Below are 16,897 nucleotides of genomic sequence, written 5' to 3' on the forward strand. Positions count from 1 at the left end.
AAACGATTTGAAATAATGGAGAAGAAAATAATACGTGTGTTTCCCCGCCGTACGAATGCTACCCCTGATGATGAAAGTGTACGGATCGCCACGACTCCGGGCTTATGGGAAGAAGCGGACGAAGTACATATTTCGGTCGCTTTTACATGGGATTTACGCTGGGCAGAATGGGCGGAGAAACAATGGAGATCGGTAGCCCCGGTTAAAATTGGCGGACCCGCTTTCAACTCGCCGGGTGGTTATTTTGTTCCGGGGATGTACATGAAAAAAGGTTACGTGATAACTTCTCGTGGTTGCCCGAATCGTTGTTGGTTCTGTGCAGTACCCAAACGAGAGGGATACGCATTGAGAGAACTTCCGGTGACAGATGGCTGGATCGTGACAGATGATAACTTATTAGCGTGTTCCGATCGGCACATTAAAGAAGTGTTTGATATGCTAAAACGGCAACCGGATCGTCCGCAATTCGTGGGAGGATTGGAAGCTAAAATACTAACCTCGGAACGAGCGAAACAATTAAAAGAACTGCGTCCAGAAAGCCTGTTTTTTGCGTACGATACTCCCGACGATCTTGAACCGCTTAGGCAAGCGGGTAAATACCTATTCGATGCGGGTTTTACAAAAGCCAGTCATGAATTAAGATGTTATGTCCTGATTGGATATAAAGGCGATTCCTTCGAGAAAGCAGAGAAAAGATTGCGAGAGACTTGGGATGCCGGGTTTATGCCTTTCGCAATGCTATACCGAGATTTTAAAGGCGAAGTATCAACGAAATGGAAGCAATTTCAACGGGAGTGGGCTAATCCAATTATAGTAGCAAGCAATTTGAAAATCAATTAGAAAACGATATGAACAAAAGAAAATATACAACAAATCTATATATAGAAATAGAGGATTACATTGCTTTCATTCGAGCATTACGTTGTTATCCATCGTACAAACTTGCTTGTATTAAAATGTGTTACAGTGAATGTCGTGATCGGATATATCGTCATTTTGGGTTCATTCGAGTCACTATCGAATTTGAAATAGAAACGTGTAACTATGGTATTTGTATGTTTCATTTTGGGATGACATTTCAACGAGAACGAAATAAACTAAAATTAATTGGTTGCTAACTAATTAAAAACAATTTGGAGCGTGGATGCAAAGAAATACAAGCGAAGAAGTAATATCCTATACCGATTACGGAGAAAGAATATTCGGTGTGATACAAGAGAAATGACTATTTATTTCCCGTACGGAAAGAACCCGTTTGAGATATTACAAATCCGGCAACTTCTATCTGAATTTAATTTCGTTGTACAACATTATATTCCTGATAATAATGAGAATTAAACATGCAATCCCGTGTCACGGTTGTTTTCTTATCGTGCAACCTGCCCGGGGAGATTATAGAAAACGATGTTTCTTGGTAAATAGCGAGAAGGGAGAGTTGTACGAGTTGGAGGATCCAGAGACGGGAGAAATAAGTAAAGCTATACTGTTAGACTATTACACGTATGCTGTCTCTAAAATTCCTGATTCTATATGTTATCTTGCCTACGGCATGGGAAGTAAAGTTATAGTGCCTGCTTTGCAAGAACGTTTCCCGGTGTTAAGAGACAACCACGAGGTTGAAGTTTTAATTCTAAAGAGAATAGATTAAAAATTTAAACGATGCAGATCAAAGAAATTATCGATCGGATAAATGATGATATTGTCGAGGTTTTAAGTCATTATGTCGAATTAAAGAAAAATGGACATAATTATTTGGGTTTATGTCCGTTTCATCCTGAAAAAACCCCCTCGTTTACCGTTACTCCGGCGAAGGGGAAGTTTAAATGTTTCGGGTGTGGTGAAGGCGGAGATGTTATTGACTTTATTAAGAAACATGAAGGAGTTGAATTTCTGGAAGCCGTTAAAATCGCGGCGGCAAAATTGGGAATCGATTTCTCCTGGAAAGAGGATAAGGATTTTAACGAGCGGGAGTATAAGCACCAGGAAGCTTTGCATATTGTTTGTAATTCCGCTTTAGAATATTTTAAAGAGTGTCTTTTAAAATCTACCGAGGCCCGAAAATACATTGAGGATAGAGGTTTTTCGATTGACAATGATTTTGATCTTGGTTACGCTCCTGCCGGTAATCGATTTTTAGCCTGGGCGAGAGAAAAAGGGTTGAATACCGAATTATTGCTTGAAGCAGATTTGATAAAAAAAGCAGATGATGGACATTTGTACGATACCTTCAGGGATCGTGTAATGTTTCCGATCTTTTCCGCCACGGGTAAACCGATAGCGTTTTCCGGAAGGGTATTAAAAAAGGACAGTAAAAGTCCCAAATATATAAATTCATCCGAATCTCCTATTTACAAAAAAGGAGATACTCTTTTAGGGTTAAATTTTGCTCGTCGCTATATTAAGAATGAAAATAGGGTCTATCTTGTCGAGGGTAATTTTGACGTGTTGAGAATGTACTCGATAGGTGTTCCTAATACCGTTGCTCCTTGCGGAACGGCTTTAACAGACGAACAAATAAATGTCTTATCTCGTTATACAAGAAGTGTAACACTACTTTACGACGGTGATGAAGCCGGGTTAAAAGCCACGGTGAAAAATGCCGAGGCTCTAATTAAAAAAAAGCTGAATGTTGATGTTATTCTTCTTCCAGAAAAAGAGGATCCAGATTCTTATTTCACCTTGTTAGAAAAATTTGAAAAATACAAGGATGAAAATGCCATTGATTACATCGTGTGGAAAGTAAAGCAAAACCAGGGGAAATGTAGGAATCCCCAGTTCAAGTCTGAATTTATGAAAGAAGTTGCCTTCCTGGTTGCGCAGTACGAGGAAACGAGTATTCACGAGGTGTATATAGATTCTTTTACCGAATACGTTAAACCTCGAAAGGCTTGGCAGGATGCTGTTGCTCGATGGTTAAAAGATAAGTCCCCGTCAGAAAAAAGTAGTCTGATTCCTAAAAATATATCGCTTGGAGATTATCAAGAGCATGGCTTTTATATCGATTCTAATTGTTATCATTTTGCTGACACGAAAGGGAAACCTCGCAAGCAGAGTAATTTTATATTAGTGCCTTTATTTCACATCGAAAGCACAATAAACGCTAAACGGACATATGAAGTCGTGAACGAGGACGGGATCCGGAAAGTTATAGAAATTGCACAGAAGGATTTAAACATGATTTCCTCTTTTCGATTAAAAATCGAAAGCTTGGGAAATTTTTGGTGGAATGGTTCTGATTCAGATTTAAATAAACTAAAAATTTGGTTATACAAAAACACTGAAAGTTGCATCGAGATAACGCAATTAGGTTGGCAAGAACAGGGATTTTTTGCCTGGGGAAACGGTATATTTGCCGGTAACGAGTTTAAACCGGTTAACGATATCGGTATTGTAAAACACGAGGGTAAATCCTACTATCTTCCGGCTTTCTCTCGCATCTACGAGAAAGAAAAGAAGTTATTCACGTTTGAGCGGAATTTTATACATTTAGAGGGGAACATAACGCTAAAAGAATACATGAAAAAATTTGTTGATGTTCACGGGGATAACGGGAAGGTCGCCTTTTGTTTTTACCTTGCTTGCCTGTTTCGTGATATTATTGTAAATAAATTTCGTGTGTTTCCTTTGCTGAACATGTTCGGGCCAAAAGGATCTGGTAAATCAGGATGCGCGGAGTCGCTCGCGCAAATGTTTGGAGTCTTGGGAGAAACTCCGAATTTATTCACGGCCACGAAAGCTGCTCTTGGCGATCATGTCGCCGCTGCCGCTAATGCCTTGTGTGTCGTTGATGAATATAGAAACGACATGGAAGTAGAAAAACGGGAATTTTTAAAAGGTATTTGGGGCGGATCCGGGCGAACCCGGATTAACATGGATAAAGATAAAAAGCGGGAAACGACAGCAGTGGATCAGGGTGTTGTCGTCTGCGGGCAACAAATGGCGGATGCAGATACGGCTCTTTTAACTCGGTTTATTTTCCTTGGCTTCATGAATGACACTCACACCCCGGAAGAGAAAAAGAGATATCAGGAATTAAAAGAGATAGAGAAGCGGGGGATAACGCATTTGACTAATCGTATATTAAAGTTACGCACTTGTTTCATGGATGGTTATTCGGCCGCTCTTAAAAAAACACAGGCGAAAATGGAAGCAATAATGAAAGGCCGTGATATCATGGACCGGATTTTTAACAACTGGATGATGGTTCTTGCCGCTTATACTGCCCTGGAAGATTACCTTGAATTACCCTGGTCATGGGATGAATTAATTGAAAAAGCTTGTGATTTAATGATAGTACAGGGAAAGGAAAGTGAACAAAATGATGATCTCGGAAAATTCTGGAGAGTAATTCAATTCCTCGCTTCTTCTAATTACATTTTCGAGGGAGGGGATTACAAGTTTGTTTACGAGAAAAAGATTAAGCGTATTTATAGCGAGGGTGACTCGTGGAAAAAGGAAGACATTTCATTCAGTGAACCCAAAGAGCTTATTTATTTAAACACGAGTCGAATATTCTCTTTTTATAGAGAAAGAGTGTTAAAAGAGGGGGAGAAGCCGTTACCAGAATCGACAATTCAGAGCTATTTAAAAAACACGAAAGCGTTCATTTGCGATACAAAGAAGGTATATTTTAATCGAGTTGATCCAAAGACAGGGATTCAAGAATTAGACGAGAATAAAAAGAAAAAATACACGAGCACTTCTGCTTTCGTGTTCGACTACTCTCTTTTACCTTTATCAATTCGGAATGAGACGAAAAACGAGGGCACGATAGAGACAGAAAATATAACAACTACTGACGAACCACAACAAAAACTACCTTTTTAAATTCAGCCCGTCTAAACATAGACGGGCTTTTAAATTCCCGGTATCGATAGATGCCGGACCTTTTTTGCTGCATGGCAGCACCAACGTTTATCCTTTTGCTATGCAAAAGGATTCCTTTTTAATTATAATCACAAATGTCGTCGGAATCCCCCCTTCCACCCCCCCTTAAAAAAATACCTTTTAGGCAAATGGAAGCATTACAAACCTTGCGAATAATTATAACACGTTATAATTTTCTTGTATTCGCTTACTTTATTTACTTTACTTACTTTATTTCGTTATATGTTATTGTAACTACGGAACTTACACCACGATAATGATGACATATTTACTTACTTTATCTTACTTTACTTACTTTATCTAATACTTATATAGTAAGTAAATAAAATAATCGAGTAAGACATTTGCTGTATAATATACTTAATATCAATTACATATGTAAATAAAGTAAGTAAAGTAAGTAAAGTAGGCAAAATATAGAGTATACATTTATATCGTGGATAATTTTCTCGAAAAAAATAGCTCATAAATTTTTATAATTGGATAAAATTCAGTAACTTATTTATAGTTTTGATTATCATTTGTTTAAATATTATTACGTACAAAAGTATAATCGTACGAAAAAAACGGAGTTTTTGGTAAGGATTAATTGTTGCAAATGGTACTCTTTAAACAGGTAAATTGTATTAAGTCCTTCGTTATTTCGGCAATATTTAGTATATTTATATCATAAAATCAGATAGTTATGAGTAATGTTATCCTAACTTTAAATTTAAAACCCTACCTCGAGGATTTTTGTCGTCACGAGCTAAAAACGGACAAAGAAGGTAATATTATCTTGTCGAGACATAGTGATATCGGGAAAATGATATTCTCGCATATACTGACTTCCGGATCCGCCCCGGCTAAACCGGTGTTGGATCACCCGGTTAAATTCTTGCTTCTCACGAACGCTTATAATACTGCTTTTATAAAATATCGTTTTTGTTTTGTCGACAAATGGGGCGAGCAAAAGATAAACGATTATCTCGAGGCTGAATTTCGGCAGAGGATACGTCTTATTTTCGAGGCTGGCTACTCCCGAAAATGTAGCCAGAAGGAAATCATAGAAGCGATAATGGAGGAGTATAATATCAAAAATTGTGCTTTGAATTACGAGACAATTAAAAAATCTGACTATCGAAACCAGAAAAAAGTTCGTAAAGCGTTATATGATGTTATTAAATCTATTGTATACTAAGTAATTATAAAATATTTCACGCTTTTTGCTTGTTTGTTTAGTAAAAAGCGTGAAAGAGCGATTAAAAAATACGGGATGAAAAATTTTTCAATAATAAAAAGCATCGAGGTTGCTCTTTTAAGGAATTGCAAATTACCAGACTATAAATTTTCCACTATTGCTCGAGAAAATATATTACGCCCTGGTTATCGTTTCATTAACATACCGGGGATAAAAAAAGAATCTTCATCTTTTGTTGAAACGGAAAAAGAGAGTGAAGGTGGTTTTTATTTCGAGAAAAGTGTTAAGCTTGATATATCAAAACTTCGTCCGGAAGTCTCCTCCTTGTTAGATCAGGTAAGTAATAACAAGTTAGTTGCTGTTATCACGGACGGGAACAATATTTCTCATCTTGTATTCCCAGTCAAGCGAATTATTAAAAGAACAATCCCGGGAACGGTTAAAAAAGCAAATGTTACGTCTATTGAATTTTCCGGTAAAAGCATGTATGAATCTCCTTTTGTTATTTAATATATCGTCCTTTCAATTCGATCTTTCTTGTCGTAGTATTGTTTATTGATAATCAATAAAAAACGTAACAATACTATGAATAAATCTTATTACAAGATACAATACAAATCCGAGATAGAGGCAGATGTTTTAATTTACGGGGTGATCGGTGATAGTTGGTTCGAGGAATCGATAACGGCAAAAAGATTTGTTTCGGAATTTAAAGAACTCGAGAAAACGTGTTCAAGGGTTAATATTCATATTAATTCCCCGGGTGGAAGTGTTTTTGACGGTCTCGCGATATTCAATGCAATTCAACAATCGAAAGTTCAAATACATACCTACAATGATGGTTTAGCTGCATCGATGGGGGCAATTATCCTATTGTCCGGGGGTACGGTTCATTCCGCCAAAAACGCTCTTGTTATGTTACACTCCCCGATGGGGGGCGTGTATGGAACCGAGAAGGATATACAAAACTATCTTTCCGTGCTGGAAAAGGTTAAAGGGTCGCTTGTTTCTTGTATTAGTTCTAAATCTGGGGCAAAGCCGGAAGATATCGAGAAAAAATATTTTGACTTTGCCGACCATTGGCTTACGGCGGAAGAGGCAAAGAACGAGGGTTTTATCGACGAGATAGAGAGTAACGAGGCTAAAGTTCCGGAAAATGTCTCGAGCATGTCTTACACGGACATCGTTAACGAGTTTGATTCCCTCATGCGTTCTCCACGTCGTGTAAACATCCTAAGCTGGTTTAATAATCTATTTGATAAGAAAGAAAACGAGATGAATTTAAGTGAGTTAATAAAGGTGTGTAACCTCGATAGCAATTCGACCGAAGCGGATGTGATTGCTTTTGTACAAACACTCGTGTCTAATTCAACAGAATTGGAGACGGTTAGAAATGATCTGGAAACGGAACGTGATTCCCATGCTGAAACAAAAAATCAGTTGGATGAAGCTAAAAAACAGATTGAGAATCTGAAAAATGCCCCGGGGGATGAAACTATTGACGTGACAAAGAAAACGGACGATGATAGTTCACGGGTGACATCTGACCGGTTAAGTAAAGACGATATCGAACTTTTTAAAAACATTTGATTTATGCCTAACACGATTACTGAAAAACTTGTTGGTTCCGCGGAGAAATACCGGAAACAGCTTTTACAGCTCCCCGCGATAGGGGTCAGCGACGCCCTAATCCACATGACTCCTCGCCCGGGAGTTAGTCACAAGGAAACTACCGGTTGGATGACGGGAGATTTTGAACTTCGCCCGTATACTGGCGAAAAAAACGCGGGGAAAAATATTGGTTTGGATGCTCGTACCATTGAAACGTTTCTTGGTTCTTGTGTCGAGGAATTTGACCCGAACATTCTTCGTGATACTATTTACGCGCAACTTTACGCTAAAGGTGGGAAAATCGAAGATGCCGAGATTCACAAGGGGATCCTGATGAAAATCATGAAAACTTTATTGAAAAAATTGAATAAAAATCTTTTTTCTGCGGTTCGAAAAGATTCAGGGACGACGACTTCCGACCTGTTTAATGGTTTTGATACTATTACAAAAAAAGAGATCACGGCAGGAAATATTGCGGCGGCAAAAGGAAATTACAAGGAAATAGAGATTGTTACCGCGCAAAATGCTGTTGACATTCTAAAATCTGTTTACCGTGCTGCATCTGATGAGCTTAGAAACGAGGAGAGTAAATTGTTTATCCCGCAGACCGTTTACGATGCTTATTGTGATGATTACCAAACAACTGTTGGGGCTGCTCCTTATAATAAAGCGTTTGAAAAAACATTTTTGGAAGGTTCGCAAAACATGTGCGAGTTAGTACCTCTTGTATCTAAAAAAGGATCTGACTATTTCCAATTGACAACGAAAGATAACATGTTATACGGGTACGGTAATGGTGTCGAGAAAGAAACTGTACGTGTTCGAGAGGGAGATAACCCGTTTTTGTTGCAGTTTGTTGCCGCTATGTTTTTCGGTGTAGAGTACGAATACATCGGGGAAGAGAAATTGTTGATTGCAGAACAAAAAGCTCCGGTAAATACCGGCGCGTAAGAAAGGAGGTATATATGTCTTTTTATGCGGATTTAGTTTGGGAACAAGGAAAAAAGAATCTTCCAGGGTTGAAAAGCGTGGCTTACTTTATTAATAAAAGTAAAATTACAGCGTGGCCTGTTCTGGAGGATAGTGAAAATGCTGCCGGGTGTAGCACGTACAAGGGTGATTTTACCCTGTTGGAGGCTGCAAAATGGAATAAAGTTGATGTAATCCAGCGAAAGAACTCGCTGACTTCCGAGCCCCAGGGGGAGAGGGAGTCCACGACGGTTTTAAATAAACTTAGCGTTAAACATGCCGGAACCGACGAGGAAGCTATCTCCTTGCAACGCTATGGAAACCGGGAAGATCTCGTTTGGCTAATTCAGGATATGAATAGTAAAGATAAATTCCGTGTAGTCGGTAGCGAGATCTTTGACACGATCACGAAAATTTCGCTAAATCTCGGGTCCGAGGCGACAAGCGAGAAAGCCACGACAATTGAGGTCGAGGCAACGGATGAATGTTTGCCATTTTATACCGGTAAGATTGTGACGGCTGACGGGGATATTAATGCCCCGGTTGCACCACCTTCCGGGGGAGCGTAAATGATTATATTTTAAATTAAAAGCCTGTCATGAGCGTGACAGGCTTTCGTCCTTTAATACGATTCTCCTCCTTTTTAATTTTAAAATAAAAATGGTCAGAAAAAAAGAAGAAGTACCGGAAAATATCTTACCGGAGATTTCCGGGAACCGGAAGAAAGATTTGCAGTCTTTTTTAAAGAAAAAGAATGTCGAGTTCGGTATACAACTTTTAAAGCATTACGTTCCCCGTAATCGCCGTTTGATAGCGTATTGCGAGACAAGTAAAGACAAGAAATACATTACAGAAAATTTAAAAGCGATATTGATATGAAAACAATACAAGAATGGTTTTATACCGGTAAGGATTACGAGGAAGGACTTCTACTACTCGCCCGATTCTCTAAAAATAGAGTTTTATTGCAAAATCTATCCCGTAAAAAAATGCAATTAAAGCTCGAGTACGAGCTTAATAAAATTGCCGGGATAAATAAACAATCGGAAGTTAAAGAACCCGTTAAAACGAATTATTCTACTATTCCCCGGTTATTAACTTCCCGAATTGATCCGAAGGATTTACCAGAACATTTACGCGTGTTATGGGAAGAAACCGCCGAGAAGTATCGCTTAAGCAGGGGAATTCATGAACAATTAAAATTAATGACAGCCGCCGGACTGCGTACACCGCTTATAGAACAGTTAGAAAATTACCGCAAAGAAATTCGAGCGAATTGGAATGTTATCGACGCGTGGGTATCTGAACAAAACGAGGGAGTACAACCAGTAAAAATAGACGAGAAGCGAATTAGTGCTAATCGAAAATATCTAAGTGAAGGAAAAAAGGCAGTAATGACTTTATTCGGTGCGATTCGAGCGAAGAAACTTGAAGCAATGCAACGTCGGATTAACGAGTTGCTTTCTGCCGGTGAAAATTTTGCCCCAGAAAATCAAAAAGAACTTGAAGCTTTAGGATTAGTTTTCAATGTCTAAACAAGATACGTTAGGGCTTTTACATGATAATATGTTCCGTAAAGATGAATCTTTAACGGAAAAGCAAAAAGAAATGATACGGCGGTATGAGACTGCCTTTACTTTTTGGTTAGATAAACCGTGGATTTCAGATAAAGAAGTGCGGAATTTTTTAATGAGTCATTACGGGATATCTATGTCACAAGCCTATGTTGATATTAAGAACTTGCAATTTTTATTTGGTAAGGTTCGTAACGCCAGTAAAGAATGGTATCGATACATGGCTAACGAATTAATTAAAGAAGCGGTAAGTGAACTTGAAGATACGGATGGGGATCCGGAACTCGTTGGTTCGGCAGTATTTATCGCGAGAACAAAAATTGCCGCGGCAGAAGCTTTGGTAAAAATTAATCGCCTTAATAAGATTGATGCCGATCCTTTCGATTGGGAGCAGATTAAATTACCTGAATTTGAGCCGACAAATGATCCTGTTGAAGCGGGGATATTAACTGGAACAACACGTGCTGAATTATCCGAAAAGATTCGAAAGATGGAGGAAAAATACTCCACGCAAATTGAGATAAATGATATACCCTATGAAGATGTCTCCGGAGATTAAAAAGCAATATTTTAATACCCCTCAAATGGAGTGTATGTATATAGCCGCGAACACATCGGTTGTAGTTGGAGGACGACGCTTGGGAAAAAGCCATGGATTTGGGGCTCCTTTTATTCTTCGCAACATGAAATATATGTCAGGTAGCACGGGAGGTGTCGTGGGGACTTCATACCAACAATTATTAACTCGGACTTTACCTGGAACATTAAATGCCCTTCGACAATGGAATATACAGAGGGATGTACATTATTTCATTGGTCGTAAACCTCCTGCTTCTGCAAATTTTAAAGAACCTGCTTTACCGCCAGCTTCATACGATAATTCGATCGTGTTCTGGAATGGAACTTTATTAAAATTAATTTCTCAGGATCGTCCGGGTACTTCTAATTCCTTAACATTGGACTGGGGGTATTTTGATGAAGCAAAATTTTTAGATTACGATAAATTAAAGGATGAAACCTTCCAGGCAATGGGGGGGTATTCTCCTCGATTCCGTGATTGCCCCTGGTATCGCTCAAAATTGATAATCTCGGATATGCCTACGACCAAAAAAGGTTCTTGGTTTTTGGCATATAAAAATATGATGGACGAGGAATTAATTGATACGATACAATATCTTGTTGTTGAAAAATTCCGGTTGCAAACAAAAGTAAAAACAGAAGGATGGACAGATTCATTACAACGTTATTATAAGTATATAATTAAGGAGATGGCCCGCCTTCGTTCTGTTGCTGTTTTATATCGTGAATGGTCTTCTATTCAAAATTTGGCATTATTGGGAGAGAAATATATTCGCGACTTAAAGCGAGATCTTCCACCGATGGTGTTTTTGACGTCAATAATGTCAAAACGTGTGACGAAATTATTAGGCGGCTTTTATTCTAATCTTGGTGAAAAGCATTACTATACTTATTTTAATAATTCATACTTGGATAATTGTAATTTTGATTTTAATAAATTGCAGGATGAAAATTGTTTGCAGGATGGAGATTTAAATTTTAATAGACCGATTTGTATAGCTTTTGATTATAACGCTAATATCAATTGGCTTGTTTGCGGGCAAGATATTGACATGACAATGCGTACTCTTAAATCCTTCTATGTGAAATATGAACGGAAGCTTAGAGAAGTTGTACAGGATTTTTGTAATTATTATAGATTTCATGCCACCCGTGAGGTTGTATATTATTTTGATAGTACGGCGATCGGGAATAATTACGCGGTTAATGCTGATGATTTTGCGTCTACGGTTCAGGATGAATTTCAAAAACAAGGTTGGACTGTTTATCCTGTTTACATTGGTCAACCAATGTCTCATCGGGAAAAGCATAAGATTATAAATGAAGCTTTTACAGGTCAAGGAAATTATCTTTATCCTCAAATAAACAAACCGCATAATGAAGCCCTTGTTCTGGCAATGGAACAAGCGGGAGTTCGGATTGGAACCCGAGGTTTTGAAAAAGATAAATCCGGGGAAAAATACGCCGAAACCGAAGAAGATCTTTTGCAGTACCGTACTGATGGAACCGACGCTTGGGACACTCTTTTTATCGGCATGAACAAATTCCCGCATCAATCTGGATCTATGTTTGGGCTTGTCTCTGTTTTGTCGTAATTGCTATAAATACAATGTGCTACGGGTATTTATATCCGTTTTTTTTGTTTCAGATTTTAATGTTTTTCAGTTTTTAAAATTCTATATCGCTAATAGCTATTATGTTATTGTTAAAAATATCCCACATTTTTCCATTTTTCAGGCTCCCGACCCCGCACCGCCCTAAGCTTGCTTTTGGTAATCGAGGGGTATGTTTTTACGCTATATGATATGGCTTTTGTTTGATAATCATATGATTACCTGATGCGTTTAGATGGTAATCGAGATTGTTTTCTTGTCCTTTCAATTTGTCGTGTTACTATTTACCTTGCTATAAAAATATATTATGATATCTATTTATAACGTAAGGTTAATTCTCGAGAGTAAAAAGGAAGTTGATCTTAAATACTGGGATAAAGAAGGGAATATTGTGGAAGCAAATGGTGTCGTGTGTACTTCGAGTTACAAGGAAAATAACACGTTTAATCTTTTGCACGTTATTTCCAAGGAGGTACGAACTATCCGTGCATGGAATATTTTTGAATTTAACGGGGTGGAGGTTATGCTATGAATAATAATGTTTTTATTTTGGAAGTAAGTAGCGATATCGCCGCAATAGTTAATGAAGCGTCGACGGCGGATCTTTTTGATAAGGAAGCAAAGGAACCTGTTGTAATAAAAGGATCATCGAGAGGTTACGTGGAGTGGGGGAATGATAATAATTTGCCTTTACTCATCCGGGACAAAGTGTTCGACAGTGATGTTATGAGCCCTAACATGCTGTTTAATATTTTGACTTGTTACGGGCGTGGGGTAAAGGTTCTTGATAAGGATGGTAATAAGATTACTGACGAAAAAATAAAAACGTTTTTTAAGCGGAACCGGTTAGTTCCGTTGATGTGGGAAGCTATCACGGATCTTAAGTTTTGGAATTTTGCCGTTATCGTGTTGATTTTAGATAGAGAGGGGACTAACGTTGTACAAGTCGTGCATAAGGAGGCAATGTTTATTCGTTTCGAGACGTGTAATCCCAAAACGGGGAAAATTGAAAAAGTATTGTACGCTAATTGGGATGATAACGAGAATAGTAAAGATCCAGAGATTATTGATTTGTTAGATATTCGAGATCCATGGGGAGATCTCATGATAAGATTAGGACGTTTACCGAATTCAGAGGGAAAATTTGTTAAGGGAGACTGTAAGAAATTTGCCTTTCTTGTAAAAATTCCGAGCCCGGGTAACAAGTATTACCCGTTTGCATACTGGATGTCGACTTTACGTTCGGGGTGGTACGACCTTAGCGTTATGGTCCCGCGGGTAAAAAAGGCGCACATGCGTTCAGGCATGAAAATTCGCTATCACGTCGAAATTGATAAAGAATTTTGGAATTATCTTTATCAAAGTGAAGGTATAACCGATCCGGAGGAAAAACAAAATCGCCGAAAGAAAGAAATTGAAAGCATAAAAAATTTTCTTTCTGGATTAGAAACAGGAGATAAAGTCTGGTTTTCAGGGTATTATATTGATCCTAATAGGGTCGAGCATCACATGGTTAAGATAACGGTTATTGACACGAAAAAAGAGGGAGGAGATTGGATCGAGGATGCAGAGGAAGCGGCAAATTTCTTGTGTTACGCGCAGGGGGTGCATCCTCACTTGAATGGGGCTACCCCTGGCAAAAATAAAGGATCTCAGTCGGGATCTGATAAACGCGAACTGTTTACCATGAAACAAGCGATTGAAAAACCCGTGCGGGACTTGTTGCTTGAACCCTTACAACTTGTCGCGGACGTGAATAAATGGGATATTAGCTTTGAAATTCCCGACATCATGCTCACTACTTTAGACCAGGGGACGGATGCCAAAGAAGTTTCACGAAATAATAACGAAAATGATATTACAGAGTAAAGAACAGTTTGTAAAGTATGTTCCCACGGCGGTGGCTTCGGCGTGGGAAGACCTGATAACTTATGTTGAAGCTTCTGAAAGGTGGCTTAGAACAGAGGTACTTGGTAACGTGTTATATCTTGAAATACATGATACCCCCGGAAAACATGGTGATCTTTTAGACACGTGCATGAAAATAATTAGCCTTGATGCTTACCGACGTGCTATCCCTTTCCTTGATCTTGTTCAGAATGCCAATGGTTTTGCTGTCGTGAGTTCTGATAATCTTGCTCCCGCGTCTCGAGATCGTGTAAACAGGTTAATAGAGGCAACGATAAAAGAAAGAGATGAAGAGATAGAAGTTTTAATATCGTACTTGGAAGACACTACAAGTTATCATGACGCCTGGAAAGGTTCTAAGGCGTTTTCAGTACTTAGCGATTGTCTAATCACCACGGCGAAAGAATTAAAATTACTTTGTAACTGGTACGGGACCAGAACGGACTTTTTAAAATTAAAACCTGATCTCTTGCTTCGATCTTATACCGACATCGGAAAATGGATTGGTCGGGAATACATAGATGAACTTGTAGAACAACAGAGAGACGGCGATCTCACGTCAGATAATAAAACTGTAATCAATTTTTTGAAAGTAGTCTTGGCTAACTTTGTAGTAGGGGATCCAGTTAACGCTAATCGCTCGCTCGAGGATGTAATCACGTTTCTTGATAAAAATGTCTCTAAATACCCGACATACGGGAATAGTGTCGAGTATAAAGTCCGTCACGCTGAAAAATTTGAAAATAGTACTGGTAACCCGTTTTTTATCCTTGGAGGAATATGAAAACGATAAATTTAACGATCCCGAGAAGTTGGGATAAACTAACACCGTCGCAACTTGTTTTTATTTCTTCCTTGTTTCTACAAGGATTAACAAAACAGGCTTTTTTACTTAAAGCGTTTATATGTCTCGCAGGTTTAAAAATTCTCCCGGGGCGTTTCGGAACAAAGTATAACCCATCTTATTTGTTTGCACGTGGGAAAAATAAATTTTCATTGCGATTAGGACAAATCATTTATTTTAGTAAAGATTGCGAGTTTCTTTTACGGGAAAGAGATAGGTTCAATCCCGTGCCGGCGATCGGGGGAAGAAAAGCCCGATCTGTTTTAATGCACGACGCGAACTTTTCAGAGTTTATATCCGCTCTCGTGTATTATAATCAGGTTAATAAATTACCGGATGATCGAGTTACTTTACTAAAATTATGTGCTGTAATGTACCCTGATCGAAGCTGGGACCCAGATAACATTAAGATAGATTGTTTTAAAGAAGAGACTAATGAAACATGCTACACGTCATATCTTTGGTTTGGCTTCGTTTTAAATCGTGTGGCCTCGGAATGCCCGGATCTATTTCGCGCGGGGGAAAATAATTCGGAACCGGTATCACTTCGGGACAACGTGCACGCGATGTATAACCTTGTAACGGGAGGGGATATAACTAAAGAAAAGGAAGTAGCGAAACTTCCCGTGTGGCGAGTGCTATGTGACATGAACGATAAAGCCAGAAACATTAAGGAAATGAATGAAAAACTTAATAGCAATGGAATTTGATATTGTTGATTATCTTGGAAAGCTTAAAAATGAATTGAAGGCATTAGATTCTTTTGAATTTTGTCGGGTTTCGGATGTAAAATTAATGGAGGAAGTTCTACAATCTTACAAGCGTGCATCTTCTTTTTTTGTCGTTTTGGACAATCAAGACGGGATATTGTTTCAGGGTGACGGGGCTGGATGGTTTGAACGACGTCCGGTTACTATTTTTTTGTTAAGCAAATTGGGAAAGTGGCCGGATATGGATGGTCGAGGTCGTAGTTTATATATAGTTAGATTACTCTACAAAAGTATAGTGTCCAGACTTATTAGAGACGCGGAAATGCTCGAGTCTTTGCAATACCTTAATGTTGAGAATATTCCTTTCGATGAAGTTCCAGGTGATTTTTGTGGTGGAATGGCCGGTTTATTCTTCACGTTCACGATAGATATTCCTGTAAGTCTTGCATACGATGAAACAGAGTGGAGGTAATTTCGTGGAATCGCTCGAGGCGTGGAGTGATATAACCATGAAGGTATTATTACAACGTCTCGACGTGCTCGGTTTTAGTCTTGCCTCGGAACACCTTATTGATTCTCTTAAAAGGGGCAGATTAACCCTTAATGATAAAGGTAATGAGATTTATAATATAACAATGTCTTTTAATCTTTACGGTCGCTTTGTTGATATGGGTGTTGGTCGGGGTTTTTATAAAGGTAATAGCGGGAATGTTGAGTCTAACCGTTCAAGTAAAGAATGGTTGTCTCGTTACTGGTGGGCACAAATGCATAGATTAAAAGAAATCACGCGAGATAAGTTTACAAGTGAAGCATCCGTTGCAATCCTCGATGAGTTGGATAAAATTTCCGGTGGAACTAAGACGCAAAAGGGATTTTATTATGCCGTGCAGCAATCTAAACGTAACGCTCGTAATTATGCCCGTCGTCGATCAATGCCGGGTCGGTGGACTAATAATCATAAAACTTGGAAACCATTTTAAAATTTTCTTTGTAAAATAGTTGTAGGTAATAAATTTATTACC

The 16,897-nt window shown here is 38.5% G+C and carries 18 protein-coding genes; all 18 read left to right on the plus strand.

What is annotated here, in order from left to right:
• The first annotated feature begins 15 nt into the window (after nt 1–15).
• The 18 genes from DMB45_RS04660 (at nt 16) to DMB45_RS04750 (ending at nt 16,855) form a co-directional block, all read left to right on the plus strand.
• Complete coding sequence (locus tag DMB45_RS04660) at nt 16–840, plus strand: radical SAM protein (protein WP_110688498.1); 825 nt, start codon at nt 16–18, stop codon at nt 838–840.
• Nucleotides 841–1,327: 487 nt separating this feature from the next.
• Nucleotides 1,328–1,648 carry a hypothetical protein gene (locus DMB45_RS04670; RefSeq protein ID WP_041503391.1) on the plus strand — a complete coding sequence of 107 codons (321 nt, stop codon included), beginning with the start codon at nt 1,328–1,330 and terminating at the stop codon, nt 1,646–1,648.
• 11 nt (nt 1,649–1,659) lie between these two features.
• Nucleotides 1,660–4,827, plus strand: a complete 3,168-nt coding sequence (gene dnaG / locus DMB45_RS04675) for a DNA primase (protein ID WP_110688499.1) — start codon at nt 1,660–1,662, stop codon at nt 4,825–4,827.
• Nucleotides 4,828–5,572: 745 nt separating this feature from the next.
• A complete protein-coding gene (locus DMB45_RS04680) occupies nt 5,573–6,067 on the plus strand; it encodes a hypothetical protein (protein ID WP_041503392.1) in 495 nt (164 codons plus the stop codon).
• A gap of 75 nt (nt 6,068–6,142) precedes the next feature.
• On the plus strand, nt 6,143–6,577 hold the full coding sequence (locus DMB45_RS04685) for a hypothetical protein (RefSeq protein WP_041503393.1): 435 nt from the start codon (nt 6,143–6,145) through the stop codon (nt 6,575–6,577).
• Nucleotides 6,578–6,652: 75 nt separating this feature from the next.
• A complete protein-coding gene (locus DMB45_RS04690) occupies nt 6,653–7,657 on the plus strand; it encodes a head maturation protease, ClpP-related (RefSeq protein WP_052634580.1) in 1,005 nt (334 codons plus the stop codon).
• Between the two features lie 3 nt (nt 7,658–7,660).
• A complete protein-coding gene (locus tag DMB45_RS04695) occupies nt 7,661–8,629 on the plus strand; it encodes a hypothetical protein (protein WP_041503394.1) in 969 nt (322 codons plus the stop codon).
• A gap of 14 nt (nt 8,630–8,643) precedes the next feature.
• On the plus strand, nt 8,644–9,216 hold the full coding sequence (locus tag DMB45_RS04700; RefSeq protein WP_052634582.1) for a hypothetical protein: 573 nt from the start codon (nt 8,644–8,646) through the stop codon (nt 9,214–9,216).
• Between the two features lie 91 nt (nt 9,217–9,307).
• The gene (locus DMB45_RS04705; RefSeq protein ID WP_041503395.1) at nt 9,308–9,526 is read left to right on the plus strand and encodes a hypothetical protein; all 219 of its coding nucleotides are present in this window, start codon (nt 9,308–9,310) and stop codon (nt 9,524–9,526) included.
• Complete coding sequence (locus tag DMB45_RS04710) at nt 9,523–10,182, plus strand: hypothetical protein (RefSeq protein WP_041503396.1); 660 nt, start codon at nt 9,523–9,525, stop codon at nt 10,180–10,182. The genes DMB45_RS04705 and DMB45_RS04710 overlap by 4 nt, the downstream gene beginning before the upstream one ends.
• The gene (locus tag DMB45_RS04715; protein ID WP_041503397.1) at nt 10,175–10,780 is read left to right on the plus strand and encodes a TPM domain-containing protein; all 606 of its coding nucleotides are present in this window, start codon (nt 10,175–10,177) and stop codon (nt 10,778–10,780) included. Before DMB45_RS04710 ends, DMB45_RS04715 begins: the two co-directional genes overlap by 8 nt.
• Nucleotides 10,758–12,395: a hypothetical protein gene (locus DMB45_RS04720; RefSeq protein WP_052634584.1), complete on the plus strand. Its 1,638-nt coding sequence runs from the start codon at nt 10,758–10,760 to the stop codon at nt 12,393–12,395. Before DMB45_RS04715 ends, DMB45_RS04720 begins: the two co-directional genes overlap by 23 nt.
• Nucleotides 12,396–12,720: 325 nt before the next feature.
• Complete coding sequence (locus DMB45_RS04725; RefSeq protein ID WP_041503398.1) at nt 12,721–12,945, plus strand: hypothetical protein; 225 nt, start codon at nt 12,721–12,723, stop codon at nt 12,943–12,945.
• On the plus strand, nt 12,942–14,282 hold the full coding sequence (locus DMB45_RS04730; RefSeq protein ID WP_052634586.1) for a hypothetical protein: 1,341 nt from the start codon (nt 12,942–12,944) through the stop codon (nt 14,280–14,282). The genes DMB45_RS04725 and DMB45_RS04730 overlap by 4 nt, the downstream gene beginning before the upstream one ends.
• Entirely contained in the window at nt 14,266–15,105 is an 840-nt protein-coding gene (locus DMB45_RS04735) for a DUF6712 family protein (RefSeq protein WP_041503399.1), read from the plus strand. The genes DMB45_RS04730 and DMB45_RS04735 overlap by 17 nt, the downstream gene beginning before the upstream one ends.
• Nucleotides 15,102–15,875: a hypothetical protein gene (locus tag DMB45_RS04740; protein WP_110688502.1), complete on the plus strand. Its 774-nt coding sequence runs from the start codon at nt 15,102–15,104 to the stop codon at nt 15,873–15,875. The genes DMB45_RS04735 and DMB45_RS04740 overlap by 4 nt, the downstream gene beginning before the upstream one ends.
• On the plus strand, nt 15,865–16,347 hold the full coding sequence (locus DMB45_RS04745) for a hypothetical protein (protein ID WP_110688503.1): 483 nt from the start codon (nt 15,865–15,867) through the stop codon (nt 16,345–16,347). Before DMB45_RS04740 ends, DMB45_RS04745 begins: the two co-directional genes overlap by 11 nt.
• A complete protein-coding gene (locus DMB45_RS04750; protein WP_110688504.1) occupies nt 16,328–16,855 on the plus strand; it encodes a hypothetical protein in 528 nt (175 codons plus the stop codon). The genes DMB45_RS04745 and DMB45_RS04750 overlap by 20 nt, the downstream gene beginning before the upstream one ends.
• Nucleotides 16,856–16,897: the final 42 nt, after the last annotated feature.

The organism is Sanguibacteroides justesenii (assembly GCF_003204205.1).
GTDB lineage: Bacteria > Bacteroidota > Bacteroidia > Bacteroidales > Marinifilaceae > Gabonibacter > Gabonibacter massiliensis.

What these genes read in the sequence shown, in the direction of transcription:
- DMB45_RS04745 (WP_110688503.1), top strand. Translation starts at nt 15,865, where the DNA reads ATGGAATTTGATATTGTTGATTATCTTGGAAAGCTTAAAAATGAATTG.
- DMB45_RS04705 (WP_041503395.1), top strand. Translation starts at nt 9,308, where the DNA reads ATGGTCAGAAAAAAAGAAGAAGTACCGGAAAATATCTTACCGGAGATT.
- dnaG (WP_110688499.1), top strand. Translation starts at nt 1,660, where the DNA reads ATGCAGATCAAAGAAATTATCGATCGGATAAATGATGATATTGTCGAG.
- DMB45_RS04715 (WP_041503397.1), top strand. Translation starts at nt 10,175, where the DNA reads ATGTCTAAACAAGATACGTTAGGGCTTTTACATGATAATATGTTCCGT.
- DMB45_RS04700 (WP_052634582.1), top strand. Translation starts at nt 8,644, where the DNA reads ATGTCTTTTTATGCGGATTTAGTTTGGGAACAAGGAAAAAAGAATCTT.
- DMB45_RS04740 (WP_110688502.1), top strand. Translation starts at nt 15,102, where the DNA reads ATGAAAACGATAAATTTAACGATCCCGAGAAGTTGGGATAAACTAACA.
- DMB45_RS04735 (WP_041503399.1), top strand. Translation starts at nt 14,266, where the DNA reads ATGATATTACAGAGTAAAGAACAGTTTGTAAAGTATGTTCCCACGGCG.
- DMB45_RS04670 (WP_041503391.1), top strand. Translation starts at nt 1,328, where the DNA reads ATGAGAATTAAACATGCAATCCCGTGTCACGGTTGTTTTCTTATCGTG.
- DMB45_RS04750 (WP_110688504.1), top strand. Translation starts at nt 16,328, where the DNA reads ATGAAACAGAGTGGAGGTAATTTCGTGGAATCGCTCGAGGCGTGGAGT.
- DMB45_RS04690 (WP_052634580.1), top strand. Translation starts at nt 6,653, where the DNA reads ATGAATAAATCTTATTACAAGATACAATACAAATCCGAGATAGAGGCA.
- DMB45_RS04680 (WP_041503392.1), top strand. Translation starts at nt 5,573, where the DNA reads ATGAGTAATGTTATCCTAACTTTAAATTTAAAACCCTACCTCGAGGAT.
- DMB45_RS04695 (WP_041503394.1), top strand. Translation starts at nt 7,661, where the DNA reads ATGCCTAACACGATTACTGAAAAACTTGTTGGTTCCGCGGAGAAATAC.
- DMB45_RS04725 (WP_041503398.1), top strand. Translation starts at nt 12,721, where the DNA reads ATGATATCTATTTATAACGTAAGGTTAATTCTCGAGAGTAAAAAGGAA.
- DMB45_RS04720 (WP_052634584.1), top strand. Translation starts at nt 10,758, where the DNA reads ATGAAGATGTCTCCGGAGATTAAAAAGCAATATTTTAATACCCCTCAA.
- DMB45_RS04730 (WP_052634586.1), top strand. Translation starts at nt 12,942, where the DNA reads ATGAATAATAATGTTTTTATTTTGGAAGTAAGTAGCGATATCGCCGCA.
- DMB45_RS04660 (WP_110688498.1), top strand. Translation starts at nt 16, where the DNA reads ATGGAGAAGAAAATAATACGTGTGTTTCCCCGCCGTACGAATGCTACC.
- DMB45_RS04710 (WP_041503396.1), top strand. Translation starts at nt 9,523, where the DNA reads ATGAAAACAATACAAGAATGGTTTTATACCGGTAAGGATTACGAGGAA.
- DMB45_RS04685 (WP_041503393.1), top strand. Translation starts at nt 6,143, where the DNA reads ATGAAAAATTTTTCAATAATAAAAAGCATCGAGGTTGCTCTTTTAAGG.